Source organism: Streptomyces sp. NPDC033845 (assembly GCF_055576225.1).
In genome coordinates this window covers 569,230-589,909 of record NZ_JBVIRI010000002.1, presented here as the reverse complement: position 1 = coordinate 589,909, position 20,680 = coordinate 569,230, and the positions used below count along the sequence as shown (strand labels likewise).

15 protein-coding genes are annotated in these 20,680 nt (G+C 75.3%); 6 read left to right on the top strand and 9 right to left on the bottom strand.

Annotated elements, in window-relative coordinates:
• The first annotated feature begins 160 nt into the window (after positions 1-160).
• From ACZ50K_RS06685 to ACZ50K_RS06675, 3 genes are all read left to right on the top strand, one after another.
• The gene (locus ACZ50K_RS06685) at positions 161-1,948 is read left to right on the top strand and encodes a S8 family serine peptidase (protein ID WP_468898504.1); all 1,788 of its coding nucleotides are present in this window, start codon (positions 161-163) and stop codon (positions 1,946-1,948) included.
• Between the two features lie 264 nt (positions 1,949-2,212).
• Positions 2,213-4,984: a helix-turn-helix transcriptional regulator gene (locus ACZ50K_RS06680; RefSeq protein ID WP_468898233.1), complete on the top strand. Its 2,772-nt coding sequence runs from the start codon at positions 2,213-2,215 to the stop codon at positions 4,982-4,984.
• A 110-nt stretch (positions 4,985-5,094) separates the two neighbouring features.
• A complete protein-coding gene (locus tag ACZ50K_RS06675; protein ID WP_468898230.1) occupies positions 5,095-6,831 on the top strand; it encodes a hypothetical protein in 1,737 nt (578 codons plus the stop codon).
• Positions 6,832-6,869: 38 nt separating this feature from the next.
• Here ACZ50K_RS06675 and ACZ50K_RS06670 read toward each other — a convergent pair whose 3' ends face one another.
• Complete coding sequence (locus ACZ50K_RS06670) at positions 6,870-8,930, bottom strand: SpoIIE family protein phosphatase (protein ID WP_468898228.1); 2,061 nt, start codon at positions 8,928-8,930, stop codon at positions 6,870-6,872.
• A 142-nt stretch (positions 8,931-9,072) separates the two neighbouring features.
• Between ACZ50K_RS06670 and ACZ50K_RS06665 the strand changes: the two genes are divergently transcribed.
• Positions 9,073-11,133 (top strand): SpoIIE family protein phosphatase, encoded by a 2,061-nt coding sequence (locus ACZ50K_RS06665; RefSeq protein ID WP_468898226.1) that lies wholly within the window; start codon positions 9,073-9,075, stop codon positions 11,131-11,133.
• Positions 11,130-13,886, top strand: coding sequence for a SpoIIE family protein phosphatase (locus tag ACZ50K_RS06660; RefSeq protein WP_468898224.1), 2,757 nt, complete (start codon positions 11,130-11,132; stop codon positions 13,884-13,886). The genes ACZ50K_RS06665 and ACZ50K_RS06660 overlap by 4 nt, the downstream gene beginning before the upstream one ends.
• Before the next feature lie 36 nt (positions 13,887-13,922).
• Here ACZ50K_RS06660 and ACZ50K_RS06655 read toward each other — a convergent pair whose 3' ends face one another.
• Entirely contained in the window at positions 13,923-14,846 is a 924-nt protein-coding gene (locus ACZ50K_RS06655) for an NADP-dependent oxidoreductase (protein WP_468898502.1), read from the bottom strand.
• 88 nt (positions 14,847-14,934) lie between these two features.
• Positions 14,935-15,558 carry a LysE/ArgO family amino acid transporter gene (locus ACZ50K_RS06650; protein WP_468898222.1) on the bottom strand — a complete coding sequence of 208 codons (624 nt, stop codon included), beginning with the start codon at positions 15,556-15,558 and terminating at the stop codon, positions 14,935-14,937.
• 74 nt (positions 15,559-15,632) lie between these two features.
• On the opposite strand from ACZ50K_RS06650, the gene ACZ50K_RS06645 reads away from it, so the two are divergent.
• Positions 15,633-16,532 carry a LysR family transcriptional regulator ArgP gene (locus tag ACZ50K_RS06645; protein WP_468898220.1) on the top strand — a complete coding sequence of 300 codons (900 nt, stop codon included), beginning with the start codon at positions 15,633-15,635 and terminating at the stop codon, positions 16,530-16,532.
• Here the strand turns inward: ACZ50K_RS06645 and ACZ50K_RS06640 are convergent.
• From ACZ50K_RS06640 to ACZ50K_RS06615, 6 genes are read right to left on the bottom strand one after another with little or no spacing between them, the layout of a single operon-like run.
• Entirely contained in the window at positions 16,521-16,847 is a 327-nt protein-coding gene (locus tag ACZ50K_RS06640) for a TcmI family type II polyketide cyclase (protein WP_468898218.1), read from the bottom strand. The two genes, ACZ50K_RS06645 and ACZ50K_RS06640, sit on opposite strands and share 12 nt — an antisense overlap.
• Positions 16,848-16,859: 12 nt before the next feature.
• On the bottom strand, positions 16,860-17,306 hold the full coding sequence (locus tag ACZ50K_RS06635; RefSeq protein ID WP_468898216.1) for an SRPBCC family protein: 447 nt from the start codon (positions 17,304-17,306) through the stop codon (positions 16,860-16,862).
• A 3-nt stretch (positions 17,307-17,309) separates the two neighbouring features.
• The gene (locus ACZ50K_RS06630; protein ID WP_468898214.1) at positions 17,310-17,567 is read right to left on the bottom strand and encodes an acyl carrier protein; all 258 of its coding nucleotides are present in this window, start codon (positions 17,565-17,567) and stop codon (positions 17,310-17,312) included.
• A gap of 11 nt (positions 17,568-17,578) precedes the next feature.
• Positions 17,579-18,835 (bottom strand): ketosynthase chain-length factor, encoded by a 1,257-nt coding sequence (locus tag ACZ50K_RS06625; RefSeq protein WP_468898212.1) that lies wholly within the window; start codon positions 18,833-18,835, stop codon positions 17,579-17,581.
• Positions 18,832-20,133: a beta-ketoacyl-[acyl-carrier-protein] synthase family protein gene (locus ACZ50K_RS06620; protein WP_468898210.1), complete on the bottom strand. Its 1,302-nt coding sequence runs from the start codon at positions 20,131-20,133 to the stop codon at positions 18,832-18,834. The genes ACZ50K_RS06625 and ACZ50K_RS06620 overlap by 4 nt, the downstream gene beginning before the upstream one ends.
• Complete coding sequence (locus ACZ50K_RS06615; RefSeq protein ID WP_468898208.1) at positions 20,130-20,582, bottom strand: cupin domain-containing protein; 453 nt, start codon at positions 20,580-20,582, stop codon at positions 20,130-20,132. Before ACZ50K_RS06615 ends, ACZ50K_RS06620 begins: the two co-directional genes overlap by 4 nt.
• Between the last annotated feature and the right edge of the window lie 98 nt (positions 20,583-20,680).

Genomic DNA, 20,680 nt, shown 5'->3' with positions numbered 1-20,680 from the left:
TTCCGGGTTTGCCTAATGTCTGCCCACCGGCGGCCGCATCCCCCTACACCCCTCCGCCGGTTCACCTCCCACACCGCACCAACCGGCCGCTCCGGCCTGCCCGGAACCGGTCGCGAAAGGGCACACCTTGCACGCATCCCGACGTCGGCTGATATCCGTGGTGGCGATCTCCGTCACCCTCCTCGGCGGCACCGCCACCGCCGCCACGGCGCTCCCCGCCGCCCCGACCGCCGCCCTCCCCGGCCCGTCCCCCGCCGCGGCCCTCGGCGTGCCGCAGCCGGCCGCACCGGTGGAGAACCTGATCATCGGCTACAAGTCGACCGCCTCCGAGGCGAGTTCGAACTCCGCCGCCGCGGCCGACGCCACCGCCAAGGGCGCCAGGGCCGGTGAGAGCCTGGCCTTCGAGCGCCGGCTCGGCACCGGTGCCGCCCTGGTCGACCTGGGCGGCACCCTGGCCCCCGCCGAAGCCGCCGACGTGATGGCCCAGTTCCGCGCCGACCCGGACGTCGCCTACGTGGAGCCGGACAGCCGGGCCTACGCCCTGGCCACCCCGAACGACACCGAGTACACCAAGCAGTGGGACCTCTTCGAGCCCACCGCCGGCATGAACGTGCCCACCGCCTGGGACACCGCCACCGGCTCAGGCGTCACCGTCGCCGTCCTCGACACCGGCTCCGTCGCCCACTCCGACCTGACCGCCAACACGGTCGCGGGCTACGACTTCATCAGCTCCTCCAGCGCCGCCCGCGACGGCAACGGCCGCGACAACAACCCCGCCGACCAGGGCGACTGGAGCGCCGCGGGCGAGTGCGGCACCGGCTCCAAGGCCAGCGACTCCTCCTGGCACGGCACCCACGTGGCCGGCACCATCGCCGCCGCCACCAACAACTCGAAGGGCATCGCGGGCATCGCCCACGGCGCCAAGATCCAGCCGGTGCGGGTCCTCGGCAAGTGCGGCGGCGCGACCTCCGACATCGTCGACGCGATCACCTGGGCCTCCGGCGGCTCCGTCCCCGGCGTCCCGGCCAACGCCACCCCGGCCAAGGTCATCAACATGAGCCTCGGCGGCTCCGGCGCCTGCGGCACCAGCTACCAGAACGCCATCAACGCCGCCGTGGGCCGCGGCACCACCGTGGTGGTCGCCGCCGGCAACAGCAACGCGGACGCCTCCGGCTTCTCCCCGGCCAGCTGCAACAACGTGATCAACGTGGCCGCCAGCAACCGCACCGGCGACCGCTCCTTCTACTCCAACTACGGGTCGATCATCGATGTCGCCGCCCCGGGCGGTGAGACCCGCCGCGCCACCGACACGCCCGGCACCGTCACCACCCCCGAGAACGGCATCCTCTCCACCCTGAACGGCGGCACCACCACCCCCGGCGCCGAGATCTACAAGCCGTACCAGGGCACCAGCATGGCCGCCCCGCACGTGGCCGGCCTCGCCGCCCTGCTGAAGTCGGCGAACTCCGCGCTGACCCCGGCGCAGATCGAGTCGGCGATCAAGACCAACGCCCGTCCGCTGGCCGGCACCTGCACCGGCGGCTGCGGCGCCGGCCTCGCCGACGCGGCCAAGACCGTCGCGGCCGTCACCTCCGGTCCGGTCACCCCGGCCTACCAGAACACCACCGACGTGGCGATCCCGGACAACGGGGGCGCGGTCTCCTCCTCGATCACCGTCTCCGGCCGGACCGGCAACGCCCCGGCCGCCCTGAAGGTGACCGTGGACATCAAGCACACCTACCGCGGTGACCTGGTCGTCGACCTGGTCGGCCCGGGCGGTGCGGTCAAGCGCCTGCAGAACTCCTCCAACGACGGCGCCGACAACCTGAGCACCACCTACACCGTCGACGCCTCCGCCTGGACGGCGAACGGCACCTGGCAGCTCCGCGTCCAGGACGTGGCCGCCGCCGACACCGGGTACATCGACTCCTGGAGCCTCGGCTTCTAGGACCACCCGAGGACCACCCCGAGAACCAACGGCCCACCCCCCACACAGGCCGCCACCCCCCATAGGTCCGGACCTGCCTGACCGATAGGTCCGGACCAACTAAGCCCGCGGGCCTGCCGATTCGTCCCATGACGGCAGGCCCGCGGGTCTTTCCGGTTCCCGGCTGATTTCTGCGTCACAATCCGGGTCCACCGGCCCCGCGACCTCGTATTCTCGCGCTCACAGGTGAGGCACAGGTCAGGGCGCGAGAGTGGGTGGCTGTGGGTGACGGCGTCGGGGAACGCTGAGGCGGCCGTCGGACAGGGCGAACTGGTCGAGGCGGTCCACCGCGCGCTGACCGCCCGCGGCCGGGCGGTCCTCACCGGACCCACCGGGGCCGGGAAGACGGTCCTGGCCGACTCCGTGGCGGAGGCCGCCTGCGGACGCGGCGAGACCGTGCTCCGGCTGGCCCCCGAGGCCGCCGACCGGGCCCTGCCCGAAGCCGGGGCCGCCGCCCTGCTCGCCTCGGTGCCCTGCGCCGCACTGGACCTGCCGGCCGGCCCGCAGCGCACCGCGCTGGCCCTGCTGCGCCGGGAGACCGACGCCCCGGGAGCCGGCCGCGACCACGTGGCCCTGCGGCTGGCCCTGGCCGAGGTGCTGCGGACCATGGCCGCCACCGGACCCCTGCTGATCGTCCTCGACAACGCCCAGTGGCTCGACCCGGAGAGCGCCGACCTGCTCCGCTACGCCCTGCGCCTCACCCCGCCCGGGGTGCGGCTGCTGGCCGCCGAGTGCGCCCCCGGCGGGGCGCCCGTCGCCGAGTCCCTGTGCGGACCGGGCACCCCGGCCGTACGGGTCCCCCCGCTCGGCGCCGACGAACTGGCCGAGCTCCTGGTCCGGCACGGCCTGCCCGCCCGGCTCGCCGGACGGATCCACCAGGCCAGCGGCGGGAACCCGCGGCTGGCCCTGGCCCTCGGGCACTCGCTGGCCGAGACCCGGGACGGCTGCGCGCACCACGCCGACCCGCTGCCGGTGTCCGGCCCGGCCCGGGAGGTCACCCGGCGGCTGCTCGCCCAGGCACCCGTCCGCTCCCACCGCACCCTGCTGCTGGCCGCCCTCGCCGCCCGCCCGACCACCGCCCTGCTGCGCCGGGCCGGCCGGCCGGACGCCGAGGCGGACCTGGCCGGGGCCGAGCGGGCCGCGCTGGTCACGGTGGGCCAGGACGGCCGGGTGGAGTTCACCGCCGGGGCGCTGCCCGCCACCCTGGCCGCCGACGCCGGCTGGCCCGAGCGGGCCTCCGGGCACGCCGCGCTGGCCGGGGCCGTGGACGATCCGGTGCAGGCCGTACGGCACCGGGCGCTGGCCGTGGACCTGCCCGACGAGCCGCTGGCCGCCGAGGTCGCGGAGGCCGCCGCGGCCTGCCGGCGGCTCGGCGACCGGGCGCTGGCCGCCGAGCTGGGGATGCTGGCCGCCGAGCGGACACCGGTGGACCGGCCGGCCGCCGAACTGGAGCGGCTCGTCGCGGCCGCCGAGGACGCCGGCTGGTCGGGCCGGGCCGATCTGGCCCGGCGGGCCACCCGGGCCGTGCTCGCCCGGGACGCCGCCCCGGCCGACCGGGTCCGGGCCCGACTCGCCGTGATCGACGCGGCCGGGCAGGCCCTCGGGGACCTGGACGAGACCTTCGCGCACGCCATGGCCGACGCGGCCGGGGATCCGGCGCTGCTGGCCGCCGTACAGCTGCGGGTGGCCTGGAAGCTGAACCTGAGCGACGGGGACCCGGTGCGTTCCCGGGCGGCGGCCGCCCGGGCCGGGGAGCTGGCCAAGGCGGGCGGGGACCGGGTCGCCGAGGCCATGGCCCTGACCGTCCGGGCCCGGATGGGCCGGATCCTGGGCGATCCGCGGGCCGAGGAGATCCTCGCCGAGGCTCTGGCGCTGCCGGTGCCCGAGGTTCCGCTGGGCATGCGGAACGCCCCGCAGTACCTGGCCGTGCGGCACGCCCTGTTCGACGACCGGGTCGCGGAGGCCCGCCGGCAGCTGCTGGTGCTGCTGCCCGCGGTGGAGCGCACCGGCTCGGCCGAGGACGTCTTCGAGGTGCTCCGCAGCCTCACCGAGGTGGAACTCCGCAGCGGCCGCTGCGCCACGGCCGGCGCCCACGCCCGGCGGGCCCTGGAACTGACCATCGGGGCCGGCCTGTCCCCCGGCCCGGCCTGGTACCTGGCGGCCATGGCCGAGTGTGCGGGCGGCAGTTTCGTACGGGCCGCCGGATACGCCCGGCGCGGGGTGCGGGCCTCGGAGGAGGAGCGGGACCAGGTGTTCCTGTCCCGCGGGCTGTACGCGCTGGGGCTGGTCGAGCTGGCCACCGGGGAGGCCGCCCGGGCGGTCGCGACCCTGCGCCGGGTGGCCGCGCTGGAGGAGGCCCAGCAGGTGGTGGACCCCTCGGTGCTGCGCTGGCACGGGGAGTTGGCCGAGGCGCTGGTGGCGGCCGACGAGCCGGCCGAGGCGGAGCGGCTGCTGACCGGGGTGCGCGAGGTGGCGGAACGGCTGGGCCGGTCCGGGGTGCTGGCCGCCCTGGACCGGGCGCACGGGCTGCTGCTGTCGGCGGCCGGGGACACCGACGGGGCGGTCGGCCTGCTGGCCGCCACCGCGGACCGGTTCGAGGAGCTGGAGCAGCCCTGGGAGCGGGGGCGGACCCTGCTCGCGCTGGCCCGGGTGGAGCGCCGCCGGCGCCGCCGGGCCCCGGCGCGGGCGGCCCTGCTGAGCGCGGCCGAGGTCTTCGACCGGGCCGGGGCGGTGCCCTGGGCGGAGTTGACCCGGGAGGTGCCGGCCGGTGCCGGGCGCGGGCCGGCCCCCGGAGGGGTTCCCGGGGCGGAACCGGCGGTGCTCACCGAGGCCGAGTCCCGGCTGGCGCTGCTGGTCGCCGAGGGTGCCAGCAACCAGGAGGCGGCGGCGAAACTGTTCCTCAGCGTGAAGACCGTGGAGGCGCGGCTGACCCGGATCTACCAGAAGCTGGACGTCCGGTCCCGGGCCCAACTGGCCACCGCACTGCGCCGGGTGTGAGCAGGGGCGGGAGCGCGGCGGGCGGGCCCGGCCGCCCCGGGCCGCGACTCTCCGTCCGGAGGCCGCCCGACGGTGTCGTGGCCGTCCGCTGGTTGGGTACTTTTCTCGTCATGGGGATGAACGAGGGGCAGCACGGCCCGGCCCGGGCAGGGGCCGAGGCGGAGGCTGCGCGAAGGGCCCTGGCCGTCGGCGGGCACCGGGCGGCGGCACGGCATCTGGCGGCCGCCCTGGCCGCGGACCCGGCGCTGCCGGAGGTCCACGAGGTACTGGCCCGGCTGGCCGCCGCCGCCGGTGGGCCGGAGGCCGCGCTGGGCCTGTTCCCGGCGGACGAGGCGTACGCCGGGACCGTCGGCGCGCTGGCCCATCTGTACGCGGCGGCCGGGCGCTGGGACGCCGCCGTGGACCGGCTGGGGGCGCTGATCGGCGCCCAGCCGGAGCGCGGTTGGGCGCGGGCCGGCTGGCTGGCCCGGCCGGACCTGCCGGAGCTGGTGAGCCCGGAGGCGATGGCCCGGGCCGTCGCCGCGGTCACCCGGGCCCTTCCGGAGAAGCCCCGGCCGCGTCCCGATCCGCTCCGGGAGGCGGTGGCCCCGTTCTACCGGCTGGTGCGGGCGGTGCTGGCGCGCTGTCCGGAGCACGCGCCGCTGCTCACCCTGGGCTCGGTGCTGGCCCGCCGGTCCGGGGAGACGGACGACGCCGACGCCTGGGCGGAGGCCGCGCTGACGGTCCGGCAGGACCAGATCGCCCGCGACCCCTCCGATCTGGAGCGGTACGTGGACGTGGCCGAGCTCTACCAGCGGGCGGGCCGGCCCGCCGAGGGCCTCCCCTGGCTGGACGCGGTGCTGGACATCGATCCGGGGCACCCCAAGGCGGGTCCGGCGGTGCACGCGCTGCGGCATGCCCTGGACGGCGGGGACGCGGTCCATCTGCTGGCCCTGTCCGACCATCTGAGGGACCATCCGGACCACTGGTACGCGGGCCATCTGCTGGCCCAGCTGTGCGACGGCGAACCGTGGCTCGGGCATGTGCACCCGGCCTCGGAGGCCAGTGTCGGGGTGCTGCACCGGATACTGGCCGATCCGGCCGCCGCGCCGGTGCGGGGCATCGAGCTGGTCGGCACGCACCTGGAGCCGCCGAGCACCGGTCTGGCGGTCCGGATGGGGCTGCCCCGGTCGGGCATCGCGTACAAGCTGGTGCCGCTGCCCGATCCGCGGCTGCCGCAGCACGAGGTGGGCACCCGGCTGTGGGAGTTCGACGGGCCGGCGGCCCGGCCGGCCCTGGCCCCGCCGTCCCGGCCGGCCGCCGAACTGGTGCGCCAGGTGGCCTCGGTGGGCTGGGACGCGCCGGGCGCGGCCTACGACCACGCGGTGCGGCTGTCCGGGCTGGCGCTGGGGGACCTGCTGGCGGTGTGCGTGCACCCGCCGCTGCCCCGGGACAGCGAGCAGGGCGCCTATCTGCTGGGCCGGCAGCCGGAGTTGTGGGTGCGGGCGGTGCAGACCTTCGCCTGTCTGGGGATCGCGCACCACCACGCGGACGAGCCGTGGTCGCGGTCGCGGCGCCGGGACGTGCTGGTGGACCTGCTGTTCGGGCCGGAGGACTGGGTGAACGAGGCGGCGGGCTTCGCCCTGCTGGCCTCGGCCTGGGCGAACCCCTCGGCCCGCGAGGAGGTGGGGGCGCTGCTGACGGACCGGATGACGGCGGTCGGGCTGGCCTGGCAGGAGCGGGACGCGACGATCCTGGCCTCGCTGTGCCGGCTGGTGCTGGGCTGTCCGTGGGTGGAGCGGCCGGTCCGTGACCTGGCCCGCCGGATGCTGGCCGCGGTGACCGCGTACGAGACCCAGCCCGGCTGAGCCGCCGGCAAGGCACGGCCTGGGCCGGAAGGCGCGGACTAGCGGAGCGGGCGGGCCAGGAGGAGGGCGACGTCGTCCTGGGCGGGGGTGGGCGGGACGGTGCCCAGGACGGCCTCGCAGATGGCGTCCAGCGGCCGGTCGAGTTCGGTGAGGACCCGGGCGAGGCGGCGCATCCCCTGGTCGAGGTCGCGGTGCCGGGACTCGATGAGGCCGTCGGTGTAGAGGGCGAGGAGGCTGCCCGGGGGCAGCGGGACGTGTTCGGCGCGGAAGGAGTCGGCTCCGGTGCCCAGCGGGGTGCCGGGCGGGCCGTCGAGGAAGCCGACGGTGCCGTCCGGGGAGACCACGGCGGGCGGCGGGTGTCCGGCGCGGGCGATCTCGCAGCCGCCGGTGGCCGGGTCGTGGACGGCGTAGACGCAGGTGGCCATCTCGTCGGCGCCCAGTTCTGCGACGATGTCGTCCAGGGAGCGGAGCATGGCGACGGGCGGCACGTCATGTCGGGCCAGGGTGCGGACGGCGGTGCGGAGCTGGCCCATCACGGCGGCGGCGTGGATGCCGTGGCCCATCACGTCGCCGATGACGAGTCCGGTGCGGCCGCCGGGCAGGCAGATCGCGTCGTACCAGTCGCCGCCGACGTCGTGGTCGCTGGCCGGGAGGTAGCGGCCGGTGAGGTCGAGTCCGGGCACCCGGGGCAGGGTGTTGTTGGTGAGGCTGCTCTGGAGGGTGCGGGCGGCCTCGCGCTGGCCGGTGTACATCCGGGCGTTGTCGATGTTGAGGGCGGCGCGGGCGACGAGTTCGTCGATCAGCAGGATGTCCTGGGCGCCGAAGGGTTCGCGGTGCAGCAGCCGGGTGACGACCACGGCGCCGAGCACCCGGCCGCGGGCGACCAGTGGGACCAGCCGGGCGGAGCCGATGCGGCTGGCCAGGTAGTTGCGGAGGCGTTCGGCCCGGGGGTCGGTGATCAGGGCGGGGATGTCGGCGTAGCCGAGGTTCATGGCCCGGCCCTGCTCGATGACCCGGTCGTAGACGGAGCCGGGCGGGACCTGGAAGGTGAGGCCCTCGACGAGTTTGGCGGTGGGGGCGCCGGGGTCGGGGAAGGTGGCGGCCAGTCGGCGGACCAGTCCGTGGCGGGCGGTGCCGGTCTCGTCGGGGGCCAGAACCTCTTCCAGGACCTGGACGTCGGCGGAGTCGGCCAGGGCGGGGACGAGCACCTCGACGATCTCGCGGGCGGTCTGGGCGAGGTCCAGGGTGGTGCCCACCCGGGTGCCGGCCTCGGCGAGCAGGGCGAGGCGGCGGCGGGCCCGTTCGGCCTCGGCCATGGCCTGTTCGCCGGCGGTGATGTCGATGATGGAGGCGATCAGGCCGAGGATCCGGCCGGAGGTGTCGCGCAGCGGGGCGTAGGAGCAGGACCAGGTGTGGTCGTGGGCCGGGTCGGCGGAGGTGCGGCCGGTCCGGCGGGTGTCGATGACCGGGCTGCCGCTGTCCAGGGCGCGGCGCATCATGGCTTCGAGGGCGGTGGCGTTGATGCCCGGGACGACTTCGGTGAGGCGGCGGCCGAGGTGGTCGGCGGCGGAGGCGCCGTTCATCCGGGCCAGGGCCTCGTTCACGCGGAGGAAGCGGAGGTCGGTGCCGAGGGTGGCGAGGCCGATGGGCGACTGGGTGAAGAGGCTCTCCAGGGCGGCGAGGGAGTCCCGCATCCGGAGGACTTCGCTGGTCTCCACGGCGATCAGCAGGGTGCCGGGGCGGCCGTGCGGGTCGGTGGCGGGGACGATCCACATCTCCATGGTGACCGGGTGGCCGTCGCGGTGGCGGACCGAGAGGGTGCCGACGACGGTTTCCCCGGCGTGCACCCGGTGGGTGAGTTCGTCGGCGAGTTCCCGGTTCCCGTCGGGGACGAGGATGCCGGAGGCGGGGCGGCCCAGGACCTCTTCGGGGAGGTGGCCGAGGAGGTCCTGGGCGGCCAGGGACCATTCGACGACCCGGCCTTCGGCGTCCTCCCGCCACAGGGCGATGGGGAGCAGTTCGCGGAGTACGCCCGCGTACCCGACGGCACGCTGGGGCCGGTGGTCCGGCGCCTCGCTCGCGCGCTGATCTGTGTCCAAGGAAACGACCTCACCCCGCAGGGGCCCCGAATGGGTACATTAATGCGCTTACCGCTCAAAACACCCTATAGGAGAGGTGTGCCCCTGGCGTGCCCCGGCGGCTCGGAGGGCCCTGGACAGCCGCAGGGGGCAGCATGGAGGGGTGACCGATTCGCCGGTGCCTCCCCCAGAGCCCGACCCGCGGGAGCCGAGGGGTCTGCTGGACGTCCTCGGCGTGGCCGCCGTGGTCCTCGACTCCGAGGGGCGCATCCGGTTCTGGAGCCCCGAGGCAGAGCGGCTCTTCGGCTGGACCGCCGGCGAGGCCCTGGGCCGCTTCGCCGGCCGGCTGCTGGTCCGGGAGGAGCACCTGGACCAGGTGGTGCGGCTGTTCGCCGAGGTGCTGGAGAGCGGGGAGGGCTGGGCCGGGGCGTTCCCGGTGCGGCTGCGGGACGGCGGCACCCGGATGGTGGAGTTCCGGAACATGCGGCTCCAGGACAGCTTCGGCGACCACTACGCCCTCGGCATCGCCGCCGACCACGCCACCGTCCACCGGCTGGAGACCGATCTGGCCCTCTCCGAGAGGCTGGTCTCCCAGTCCCCCATCGGGCTGGCCCTGATGGACACCGATCTGCGGTACGTGCTGGTCAACCCGGCCCTGGAGCGCATCAACGGCATCCCGGCCGCCGACCACCTCGGGCGCGGCATCCGCGAGACCCTGCCCTTCCTGGACGCCGGGGCGCTGGAGGCCTCGCTGCGCTCGGTGCTCGCCACCGGCCGGCCGCTGCTGGACCAGTACTCGGTCGGCCGGACCCCCGCCGACCCGGACGAGGACCACGCCTGGTCGGTGTCCTTCTACCGGCTGGAAGGGCCGCGCGGCCGGGTGCTGGGGGTCGGGGTGTCGGTGGTGGACATCACCGAGCGGCACCGCTCGGACACCGCGGCGGACCGGGCCCGGCGCAGGCTGGCGGTGATCGCCGACGCCTCGGCCCGGGTGGGCACCACCCTGGAGGTGGACCGCACCGCCCACGAGCTGGCCGAGGTGGTGGTCCCGGAGCTCGCCGACATCGCGGCGGTCGACGTCCTGGACTCCGTACTGTCCTGCCGCCGTCCCGGTGCCCCGGAGAGCGGACCGGAGCTGTTCCGGGCCCTGGCGGTGAAGGCCGGCTACCCCTCGGAGGCGCTGCCGGCCGCGGACCCGGAAGGGGAGCTCGCCATGTACGGGGAGGACCGGCTGGTCACCCGGTGCGTGCACACCGCCCTGCCGGTGCTGGTGCCCGAGGTGCGGCCGGAGGACTTCCCGCGGATCGCGCGCAGCGCGGAGGCCGCGGCGCAGCTGGAACGGGCGGGCCTGCACTCGTACCTGGCGGTGCCGCTGATCGCCCGTGGGGAGGTGCTCGGGGCCCTGGACCTGAAGCGGGCGCGCAATCCGCTGCCCTTCGACGAGGACGACGTGGTGCTGGCCACCGAGCTGGCGGCGCGGGCGGCGGTGGCCATCGACAACGCCCGCTGGTACCAGAGCGTGCGGAACTCCGCGGTCACCCTCCAGCGGAGCCTGCTGCCGGGCATCCCGCCGCATCCGCCGGGCCTGGAGATCGCCTCCCGCTACCGGCCCGCGCAGGGCTCCAGCGAGGTCGGCGGGGACTGGTACGACGTGATCCGGCTGGCCGGCCGCAAGACCGCGCTGGTGGTGGGCGACGTGATGGGCAGCGGGATCGACGCGGCCGCCACCATGGGCCGGCTGCGGACCGCCACCTGCGCCTTCGCGGACCTCGACCTCGAACCGGAGCAGGTGCTGAGACACCTGGACAAGATCACCTCCGGGCTGGAGCACTACATCGCCACCTGCCTGTACGCCGTCTACGACCCGGACCGGCGGCAGTGCCGGATCGCCAACGCCGGCCATCTGCCCCCGGCCGTGCTGCGCTCGGGGGCCGGCCGGGCGGAGCTGGTGCGGCTGCCGACCGGGGCCCCGCTCGGGGTGGGCGGGGTGGCCTTCGAGACCATCACCGTGGACCTCCGCGAGGGCGACCAGCTGGTGCTCTACACCGACGGGCTGGTGGAGACCCGGGACGATCCGATCGACGAGCGGCTGGAGGCCCTGCTGGAGCTGCTGGACGACCCGTCCCGGCCACTGGAGGACACCTGTGACCTGCTGCTGGACGCGCTGCGCGGGGAGGAGGGCTCCGACGACGTGGCCCTGATGATCGCCCGGAGCGGACCGTGAGCCCCCGGGCCTGGTCGCGCAGCGTGGCCGGACAGGTGTTCGCCCTCCAGGCGGTGATCGTGCTGGTGCTGGTGACGGCGGCGGTGTTCGCGCTGGTCCTCCAGGCCCGGCACGACAGCACCCGGGACGCCCGCAACCGCTCGCTGGCGGCCGCCGAGGCCTTCGCACACGCCCCGGGCACGGCCGCGGCCCTGCGCTCCCCCGACCCCACGGCGGCCCTCCAACCGCAGGCGGAGGCCGCCCGGCAGGCGTCCGGGGTGGACTTCGTGTCCGTCCTCAGCAAGGACGGCATCCGGTTCACCGACTCCCGGCCCGAGCTGATCGGGGCGCGGGCCAGCGGGGACATCGGCCGGGCCGCGGCCGGCCGGTCCTTCACCGAGATCTTCCGGGGCCGGCCCAGCGACGCGGTCCGGGCGGTGGTCCCGGTGCGGGACGCCGGCGGGACGGTGGTCGGGCTGGTCAGCACCGGCATCGAGATCCAGAACGTCGGCGAGGTGGTCGAGGACCAGCTGCCGCTGGTGCTGGGCTCCGGGGCGGCGGCCCTGCTGCTGGGCACCGGCGGGGCCGCCCTGGTGACCCGGCGGCTGCGGCGGCAGACCGGCGGCCTGGGCCCGGTCGAGATGAGCCGGATGAACGAGCACCACGAGGCGGTGCTGCACGCCGTCCGCGAGGGGGTGCTGATCATCGGGGCGGACGGGCGGCTCCAGCTCGCCAACGACGAGGCGCGCCGGCTGCTGGACCTGCCGGCCGACGCCGAGCAGCAGCCGGTCAACCGGCTCGGACTGCCCGCCGGGATCTCCGCCCTGCTGGTCTCCGGCCGGATCGCCACCGACGAGCTGCACCTGGCCGGGGACCGGCTGCTCGCCGTCAACGTGCGCCCCACCCGGGCCCACCGGGGCCAGCCCACCGGCACGGTGGCCACCCTGCGCGACTCCACCGAGCTGGCGGCCCTGTCCGGCCGGTCCGAGGTGGCCCGCGGCCGGCTCCAGCTCCTCTACGACGCGGGGGTGCGGATCGGCACCACCCTGGACGTGGTGCGGACCGCCGAGGAGCTGGCCGAGGTGGCGGTGCCGCGGTTCGCGGACTTCGTCACCGTCGAGCTGCTGGACCCGGTGCTGCGCGGGGAGGAGCCCTCCGCGGCGGCCACCGAGATGCGCCGCACCGCCCTCAGCGGGGTCCGGCCCGATCCGCCGCTCCAGCCGGTCGGGGACCTGATCAGCTTCCTGGTGCCCGCCACCCCGATGGCGGCCGCCCTGGAGGCCGGCCGGGCCGTCCTGGAATCCGACCTGACCACCGCGCTCGGCTGGCGGACCCAGGACCCGCCCGGCGCGGCCCGCACCCTGGCGTACGGCATCCACTCGCTGATCAGCGTGCCCCTGCAGGCCCGCGGGGTGGTGCTGGGCATGGCGAACTTCTGGCGGGCCGACACCCCCGATCCGTTCGTGGAGGAGGACCTGTCCTTCGCGGAGGAACTGGCGGCCCGGGCGGCGGTCTCCATCGACAACGCGCGCCGGTTCACCCGGGAGCACGCGATGGCCGTCACCCTCCAGCGGAGCCTGCTGCCCCGGGTGCTGCCGGAGCAGAACGCGGTGGAGGTGGCGTTCCGCTACCTGCCGGCCAAGGCCGGGGTGGGCGGTGACTGGTTCGACGTGATCCCGCTGCCCGGGGCGCGGGTGGCGCTGGTGGTCGGCGACGTGGTGGGGCACGGGCTGCACGCGGCGGCGACGATGGGCCGGCTGCGGACCGCGGTCCACAACTTCTCCACCCTGGACCTGCCGCCGGAGGAGCTGCTGGGGCATCTGGACGAGCTGGTGGCGCGGATCGACCTGGACCAGGCGGAGGGCCGGGACGGACGGCCGGACGGGGCGGCCGGATCCGGGGACGGGGCCGGGATCACCGGGGCCACCTGCCTGTACGCGGTCTACGACCCGGTCTCCGGGCGGTGCGCGGTGGCCCGGGCCGGGCACCCGGGGCCGGCCCTGGTCCGGCCGGACGGGCGGGTGGAGTTCCCGGAGGTCCCGGCGGGGCTGCCGCTGGGGCTGGGCGGGATGCCGTACGAATCGGCCGAGCTGACGCTGCCGGAGGCGAGCCGGCTGGTGCTGTTCACCGACGGGCTGCTGGAGGACCGGGAACGGGACCTGGAGACTGGGCTGGAGCTGCTCGCGGGGGCGCTGGCCCGGCCGGGCCGGAGCCCGGAGGAGATCTGCTCGGACGTGCTGGGCGGACTGCTGTTCCCGGCGCCGAGCGACGACATCGCCCTGCTGGTGGCGGGGGCCCGCCGGCTGGCCCCGGACCAGGTGGCCTGCTGGGACGTGCCGGCCGATCCGGCGCAGGTCTCGCCGGTCCGCAACGCGGCCTCCGCGCAGCTGTCGGCCTGGGGGCTGGAGGAGGTGGCGTTCACCGCCGAGCTGATCCTCAGCGAGCTGGTCACCAACGCCATCCGGTACGGCGGGGAGCCCATCGGGGTCCGGCTGCTCCGGGACCGGGTGCTGACCTGCGAGGTGTCGGACAGCAGCAGCACCGCCCCGCACCTGCGGTACGCGGCGACCACCGACGAGGGCGGGCGCGGGCTGTTCCTGGTGGCCCAGTTGGCGGAGCGGTGGGGCACCCGCTACACCGGCCGCGGGAAGGTGATCTGGGCCGAGCTGCCGCTGTCGGGCGGCGGGCCGGGCGGTCTGGCGCTGCCGGGCCTCGGGCTCGGCGACTTCGGGGACTTCGGGGACCTGGGCGATCTGGAGGACCTGGCCCGGTGAACGGGCGCCCGGGCACGTGCCCGGGCGCCCCGGGGTTCAGTCGGCGACCTGGATGACGATCTTCCCGGCGGTCCGGCCGTGGGCGCTGAGCTCGAAGGCCTCGGCCAGCCGTTCCAGCGGGAAGGTGGCGGCCACCGGCACGGTGAGCTGTCCGCGGTCGGCGAGCCGGCCGAGTTCGGCGAGCTGGGACCCGTCCGGGCGGACCCACATCCAGTGGCCGTCGGAGCCGAGGACCTGCGGGTCGGCGATGGAGGCGTGCCGGCCGCCCGGGCGCAGCACCGCCAGGGTGGTGTCGAGGGTGCCTCCGACGAAGTCGGCGGCCACGGTGACCCCGTCGGGGGCCAGCTCGCGGATCCGGTCGGCGAGCCCGTCCCCGTAGGCCACCGGCTCGCAGCCCAGGGCCCGCAGCCGGTCGTGGTTGCGCGGGGAGGCGGTGCCGATCACCCGGGCGCCGAGGGCGCGGGCGATCTGCACGCCGAGGGAGCCCACCCCGCCGGCCGCGCCGTGCACCAGGACGGTGTCCTCGGGGCCGGTGCCCAGCCGGGTGAGGACCTGGTACGCGGTGAGTCCGGCGAGCGGCAGCCCGGCGGCCTGGTCCCAGTCCAGCGCGGCCGGCTTGGGGGCCAGTGCGCGGACCGGGACGGTGACGTACTCGGCGAAGGTGCCGCCGTGCACCCAGTCCTTGCGGGCGTAGGCGATCACCTCGTCGCCGACGGAGAACTCGGGGGTGTCGATGCCGACGGCCTCGACGGTGCCGGCCACGTCCCAGCCGGGGACCACCGGGTACTGGAGGACCATCAGCCCGTCCAGACCGCCGGCCATGATCTTCCAGTCCACCGGGTTGACGGCGGCCCGCCGCACCCGGACCAGGACCTCGCCGGGCCCGTACTTCGGTCGGAGGAGTTCGGCGGAGACCAGGACCTCCGGGCCGCCGTAGCGGTCGTAGGTCATGGCGCGCATGGTGGTGTCGTCCGGCATCGGTCGGCCCTTCGCTGGGGAGGCCCCCCTGTTCGGCCCTCTTCGGCTCCGGTCCATCCCACCACGGGGCTCAGGCGCCCGCGAGCAGGAGACCCCCCAGGGCGAGCATGGTGGCGGCCACCAGCCCGTCCAGCACCCGCCAGGACTTCGGGCGCGCGAACAGCGGCTTCAGCAGCCGGGCCCCGTAGCCCAGGGCGGTGAACCAGACCAGGCTGGCGCAGACGGCGCCGATGCCGAACGCCCAGCGGAGGTCGCCCCGGTCGGCGGCCAGACTGCCCAGCAGCAGCACGGTGTCCAGGTAGACGTGCGGGTTGAGCCAGGTCAGGGCCAGGCAGGTGAGGACGGCGGTGCGGACCGAACCGGTGCCGGCGCCCTCGGCGCGCAGGGCGGCGTCCGGGTCGGGGCGCAGGACCCGGCGGGCGGCGAGGACTCCGTAGCCGATCAGGAAGAGGCCGCCGGCCAGGGTGACGGCGGTGATCGCGGCGGGCCAGGCCTCGACGAGGGCTCCCACCCCGGCGACTCCGAGGGCGATGAGCAGGGCGTCGGAGAGGGCGCAGACCACGACCACGGCGAGGACGGCGTGCCGGCGCACGCCCTGCCGGAGGACGAAGGCGTTCTGGGCGCCGATGGCGACGATGAGGGAGAGGCTGGTGCCGAAGCCCGCGAGGGCGGCCGTGAGGGTTGCGCTGGTCATGTTCCGACCTTAGGAACCCCGGCACCCTGAAGTACAGCTAAAGATTTTTACGCCCCCTTAGCTATGCTTCATTCATGGACGATCTTCCGCTGGACCAGGTCCGGACCCTGCTCGCGGTGGTCGACGAGGGCACCTTCGAGGCGGCGGCCTCGGTGCTGCACGTGACCCCGTCGGCGGTGAGCCAGCGGGTGAAGGCGCTGGAGGAGCGGACCGGGCGGGTGCTGCTGATGCGCGGCAAGCCGGTGCGGCCCACCGAGTCGGGGCAGGTGGTGGTGCGGTTCGCCCGGCAGCTGGCCCGGCTGGAGCGGGACGCGCGGGCCGAGCTGGGCATCGGGGAGGCTTCGGGTCCGGCCCGGCTGCCGATCGCGGTGAACGCCGATTCGCTGGCCACCTGGTTCCTGCCGGCCCTGGAGCGGGTGCCGCGGGACCCGCCGGTCTGCTTCGAGCTGTTCCGGGAGGACGAGAGCCGGACCACGACCCAGCTCCGGGAGGGGCAGGTGATGGCCGCGGTGACCTCCTCGCCGGACCCGGTGGCCGGCTGCTCGGTGCGGCGGCTGGGGCTGGCCCGCTACCTGCCGGTGGCCTCCCCCGGTTTCGCGGCCCGTCATCTGGCGGGGCCGCTGGCCCGGGACCTGCCGGCCGCCCCGACCATCGTGTTCGACCGGAGCGACACGCTCCAGGACCGGTTCGTCCGGGAGCTGACGGGTGCCCCGGGGGCGGGGCCGGTGCGCCACCAGGTGCCGACCTCGGAGGGGTTCCGGGACGCGGTGACGGCCGGGCTGGGCTGGGGCCTGGTGCCGGAGTCGCAGGCCCTGCCGGGGCTGAGGTCCGGCGCGCTGACCGCGCTGGCGCCGGACCGTCCCCTGGATGTCGCCCTGTACTGGCAGCAGTGGAAGCTGCACTCCCCCGCGCTGTCCGCGGTGGCCGCGGCGGTGGCGGCCGAGGCCGCCGTCGCCCTGCGGTCAGCTTCCTGAGTGCCAGGTGTAGAACCGGTTCGCCATGGCGTCCTTGGGGCTGCGCCAGGTGGCCGGGTCGTAGGGGCGGACATAGGTGGAGAGCTGTTCGCTGATGTCCTGGAACAGCGGGTGGGAGGCGGCCTTGGCCACCTCGGGACCCGGCGGGTGCGGGGTCTCGAACAGGTGCAGGTAGACGTCGCCGAACTGGAACAGGCTGCGGCGGGTCACCCCGACGATGTGCGGGAGTTCACCGGCGTCGGACTCGGCGAAGACCCGGGCGATGTCGCCCGCCGACTGGGGGGCCATGCGGGCGACGATCAGTCCTTGGTGCATCCGTGGGCCTCCTCAGACCTGCGCTTCGATCTTGTCCCGGATCAGTTCGAGCTGGATCCGGGAGTTGTGGTTGATCCGGTCGGTCATGCCGGCGTCGTCGAGCGGGGCGCCGGGCTTCATGGCGAAGTCCTGCCGCCAGCGCATCCGGGTGCCGCCGGGGACCTCGGCGTACTCCCAGTGGATGTTCATGTACTCGAAGGGCCCGGTCTCCACCCGGCGGGCCCGCACCTCCAGGGCCTCCCGGTCGACGGTGCGTTCGGAGACCCAGCTCCAGACCACCCCGTTCTCGTCGGGGTGCATGGCCAGCCGGAACCGGGTGGTGGGGCCGTCCTCCGAGAGCACGTCCAGGGAGGCGTACTCGCTGAACAGGTCGGGCCAGCCGCGCAGGTCGTTGGTGATCTTCCAGACCAGGTCGACCGGGGCGGCGACGGTGATCTCGTTGTCGGTGCGTCCGGGCATGGCTCAGGCTCCCGTCATCAGGCTGTCGTTGACCAGGTCGAGGAAGGCGCCGGGGGTCTTGCACTGGTCGACCTCGATGGGCAGCGGGTGGCCGTGCCGCTTCTCCAGTTCGGCGACGATGCCGAGCAGGCCGAGCGAGTCCAGGCCGTAGTCCGCGAAGGGGGCGTCGGGTCGGGCCGCGAGCACCTGCGGGTCCACGGAGACTCCGGCGCTCCGCTTCATCAGGGCGGTCAGTTCTTCGACGGTGAGGCGGTCGGACATGTGCGTGCTCCTTATCGTGAGGGGCTGCGGAGGACGAGGGCGGAGTTGGAGCCCATCAGGCCGCGGCTGAGGACCAGCGCGGTGCGCGGGGCCGAGGCCAGGGCCCGGCCGGTGACCAGGTTGAGGTCGTGGCAGACGTCGAAGACGTTCGGGGTGGGCGGCACCAGGCCGTGTTCCAGGGCCAGGGTGGCGGCGGCCACGTCGAGGGCGGCGCTGCCCGCGTAGGCCCGGCCGGTGCCGGTCTTGGGGGCGGTCACCGGGACGGTCCGGGCGTGCGCGGCGCCCAGGGCGTCGGCCAGGGCCAGGACCTCGGCGCGGTCGGCGGCGGGGACGCCGAGGGCGTCCGCGAAGACCACGTCGATCTCCTCGGGGGCGCAGCCGGCCTGCCGCAGGGCGCCCTGGATCGCGCGGGCCAGTCCCTCCCGGGAGGCCTCCCAGTCGCCGGCCCCGGTGAAGGTGGCGGCGTGCCCGGCCACTTCGGCGCGGACCGGGGCGCCGCGGGACTCCGCCCGCTCCCGGTCCTCGACGAGGATCACCGCGCCGCCCTCGGCCGGGGCGAACCCGCAGGCGGAGGCGGTGAAGGGGCGGTAGGCGCGGGTCGGGTCGGGATGGGTGCTGAGCTCGGGGTAGCCGAGCTGGCAGACCATCGAGTACGGGGCCAGCGGCGCCTCCGCGGCGCCGACCAGGACCGTGCCGGTGCCCCGGCGGATCTGGCGGGCCGCCTGGGAGAAGGCGTCCAGCCCGCCGGCCTCGTCGCTGGCGACCACCTGGCAGGGGCCGCGGAAGCCGCCGCGGATGGAGATCTGGCCGCTGGTGGCGGCGTAGAACCAGGCGATGGACTGGTAGGGGCCCACGTAGCGGGGGCCCTGGCCCCACAGCTGCTGGAGTTCCCGCTGGCCGAACTCGCCGCCGCCGGAGCCGGCCGCGGTGATCACCCCGACCGAGAAGGAGTCGTCCTCGTAGTCGGCCTTGCCGAGCAGGGCCTGTTCCAGGGCCATGTCGGCGGCGGCCAGCGAGAAGTGGGTGAACCGGTCGGTCTGCACCAGGTAGCGGTCCTCGACCAGGCCGTGCGGGTCGAAGTCCCGGACCTCGCCGGCGATCCGCAGCGGAAGGTGCTCGCAGCCCTTGCGGGTGATCCGGTCGAGCACGCTGGTGCCCGCCTGGGTCGCCTTCCAGAACGCTCCGGCGCCGACCCCGTTGGGGGCGACGACGCCGATGCCGGTGATCACCGCGGTGCGGTCGCGGGACGCCGGTGCCGTGTCGCTCATGCCGTCCTCACCTTCCTCCGGTCCGACCCGGCGGTGCCGGACGGCCGGGTCATGACGACGGCGGACTGGAAGCCGCCGAAGCCGCTGCCCACCGAGAGGACGGTGCGGAGCTGGCGCTCGCGGGCCGTGCGCGGGACGTAGTCCAGGTCGCATTCCTCGTCGGGGGTCTCGTAGTTGGCGGTCGGCGGCACCGTCTGGTGCAGCATGGCCAGCACGCAGGCCGCCAGTTCGATGGCGCCGATGGCGCCGAGGGAGTGGCCCACCATGGACTTGATGGAGCTCATCGGGGTCCGGTAGGCGTGGTCCCCCAGCACCCGCTTGACGGCGGCGGTCTCGTGCCGGTCGTTCTGCTTGGTGCCGGAGCCGTGGGCGTTGACGTAGTCCACCTCGGTGGGGTCGAGGCGGGCCTGGTCCAGGGCCACCGAGATGGCGCGGGCCATCTCGATGCCCTCGGTGGTGAGCCCGGTCATGTGGTGGGCGTTGCCGAAGGTGGCGTAGCCACCGATCTCGCACAGGACGGTGGCGCCGCGGGCCCTGGCGTGCTCCAGCTCCTCCAGGACGAGGACGGCGCTGCCCTCGCCGAGGACGAAGCCGTCGCGGCGGGCGTCGAAGGGGCGGGAGGCGTGCGCCGGGTCCTCGTTGTTCGCCGAGGTCGCCTTGATCGCGTCGAAGCAGGCCACGGTGATGGGCGAGATCGGCGAGTCGGAGGCGCCGGCCACGCACACGTCCATCAGGCCTTCCTCGATGGCGTGGCAGGCGTAGCCGATGGCGTCGAGGCCGGAGGTGCAGCCGGTGGACACGGTCTGCACCGGGCCGCGGGCGCCGACGTCCTCGGCGACGGTGGCGGCCAGGGTGGCGGGGGTGAAGGCCCGGTGCAGGTGCGGTCCGGCCGGGTGGTGGTCCACGTCCCACCAGGCGCCCTTGCCGCTGACCGCGGTGTAGTCGTGCTCCAGCCGGGTGGTGCCGCCCACGGCGGTGCCCAGGGAGACGCCGGTGCGCCAGGCGTCGGCGTCGCCGGCGGACAGGTCGAGTCCGGCCTGCCGGACCGCTTCCCGGGCGGCCACCAGGGCGAACTGGATGTACCGGTCGCAGCGCGCGACGGTGTCCTCGTCGAGGCCGTTGTCGGCGGCGTCGAAGTCCACTTCGGCGGCGATCCGGGAGCGGAACCCGGTCGGGTCGAAGAGGGTGATGCCCCGGGTCGCCGTCCGGCCGTGGGACAGCAGGTCCCAGAAGGCCGGGGCGCCGATCCCGCCGGGGGCGACCACGCCGATGCCGGTGACGGCCACCCGGCGGGTCACGAAAGGGCCTCGGACGGGGCCGGGGCCGGGGCGTGGGTGGGGACCGGGTGGTGGGCGCCGGCCGGATTGGTCTCGGTGTCCACGTGGCCGAGTTCGGGCCGGGGGGCCAGCGGGCCCAGGTGGAACACCATGCGGGACTCCTCGGCGCCGACGTTGCGGAAGCGGTGCCGGACGTTGAGCGGGATGAGGAGGCCCTGCTCGGGGCGCATCTCGTGGGTGACTCCGTCCAGGTCCACCTCGACGTGACCGGCCACCAGGAACACGAACTCCTCGGAGTACGGGTGGTAGTGCTCGGCGATCCACTCGCCGGGCTGCATCAGGGCCAGGCCCATGAATCCGGTGGTCGCCCCGCAGGTGGTCGGGGTGAGCACGGCGCGTACGTCACCTCCCCGCCGGCGGTTGGGCTGAGTCTCGCTGAGGTCCACGATGCGTGGGGCGTGCGTGGTCATGGCTGCGTTCCTCCTGGCGGGGGCCTGCTGGGACGGGAGGCCGGTCGGGGACCGGCGGGAGGGCGGGGGTCTGGGGGCCGGAGCGGGTCCGGCGGGCG

What these genes read in the sequence shown, in the direction of transcription:
- ACZ50K_RS06675 (WP_468898230.1), top strand. Translation starts at nt 5,095, where the DNA reads ATGGGGATGAACGAGGGGCAGCACGGCCCGGCCCGGGCAGGGGCCGAG.
- ACZ50K_RS06655 (WP_468898502.1), bottom strand. Translation starts at nt 14,846, where the DNA reads ATGCGCGCCATGACCTACGACCGCTACGGCGGCCCGGAGGTCCTGGTC.
- ACZ50K_RS06650 (WP_468898222.1), bottom strand. Translation starts at nt 15,558, where the DNA reads ATGACCAGCGCAACCCTCACGGCCGCCCTCGCGGGCTTCGGCACCAGC.
- ACZ50K_RS06645 (WP_468898220.1), top strand. Translation starts at nt 15,633, where the DNA reads ATGGACGATCTTCCGCTGGACCAGGTCCGGACCCTGCTCGCGGTGGTC.
- ACZ50K_RS06640 (WP_468898218.1), bottom strand. Translation starts at nt 16,847, where the DNA reads ATGCACCAAGGACTGATCGTCGCCCGCATGGCCCCCCAGTCGGCGGGC.
- ACZ50K_RS06635 (WP_468898216.1), bottom strand. Translation starts at nt 17,306, where the DNA reads ATGCCCGGACGCACCGACAACGAGATCACCGTCGCCGCCCCGGTCGAC.
- ACZ50K_RS06630 (WP_468898214.1), bottom strand. Translation starts at nt 17,567, where the DNA reads ATGTCCGACCGCCTCACCGTCGAAGAACTGACCGCCCTGATGAAGCGG.
- ACZ50K_RS06625 (WP_468898212.1), bottom strand. Translation starts at nt 18,835, where the DNA reads ATGAGCGACACGGCACCGGCGTCCCGCGACCGCACCGCGGTGATCACC.
- ACZ50K_RS06615 (WP_468898208.1), bottom strand. Translation starts at nt 20,582, where the DNA reads ATGACCACGCACGCCCCACGCATCGTGGACCTCAGCGAGACTCAGCCC.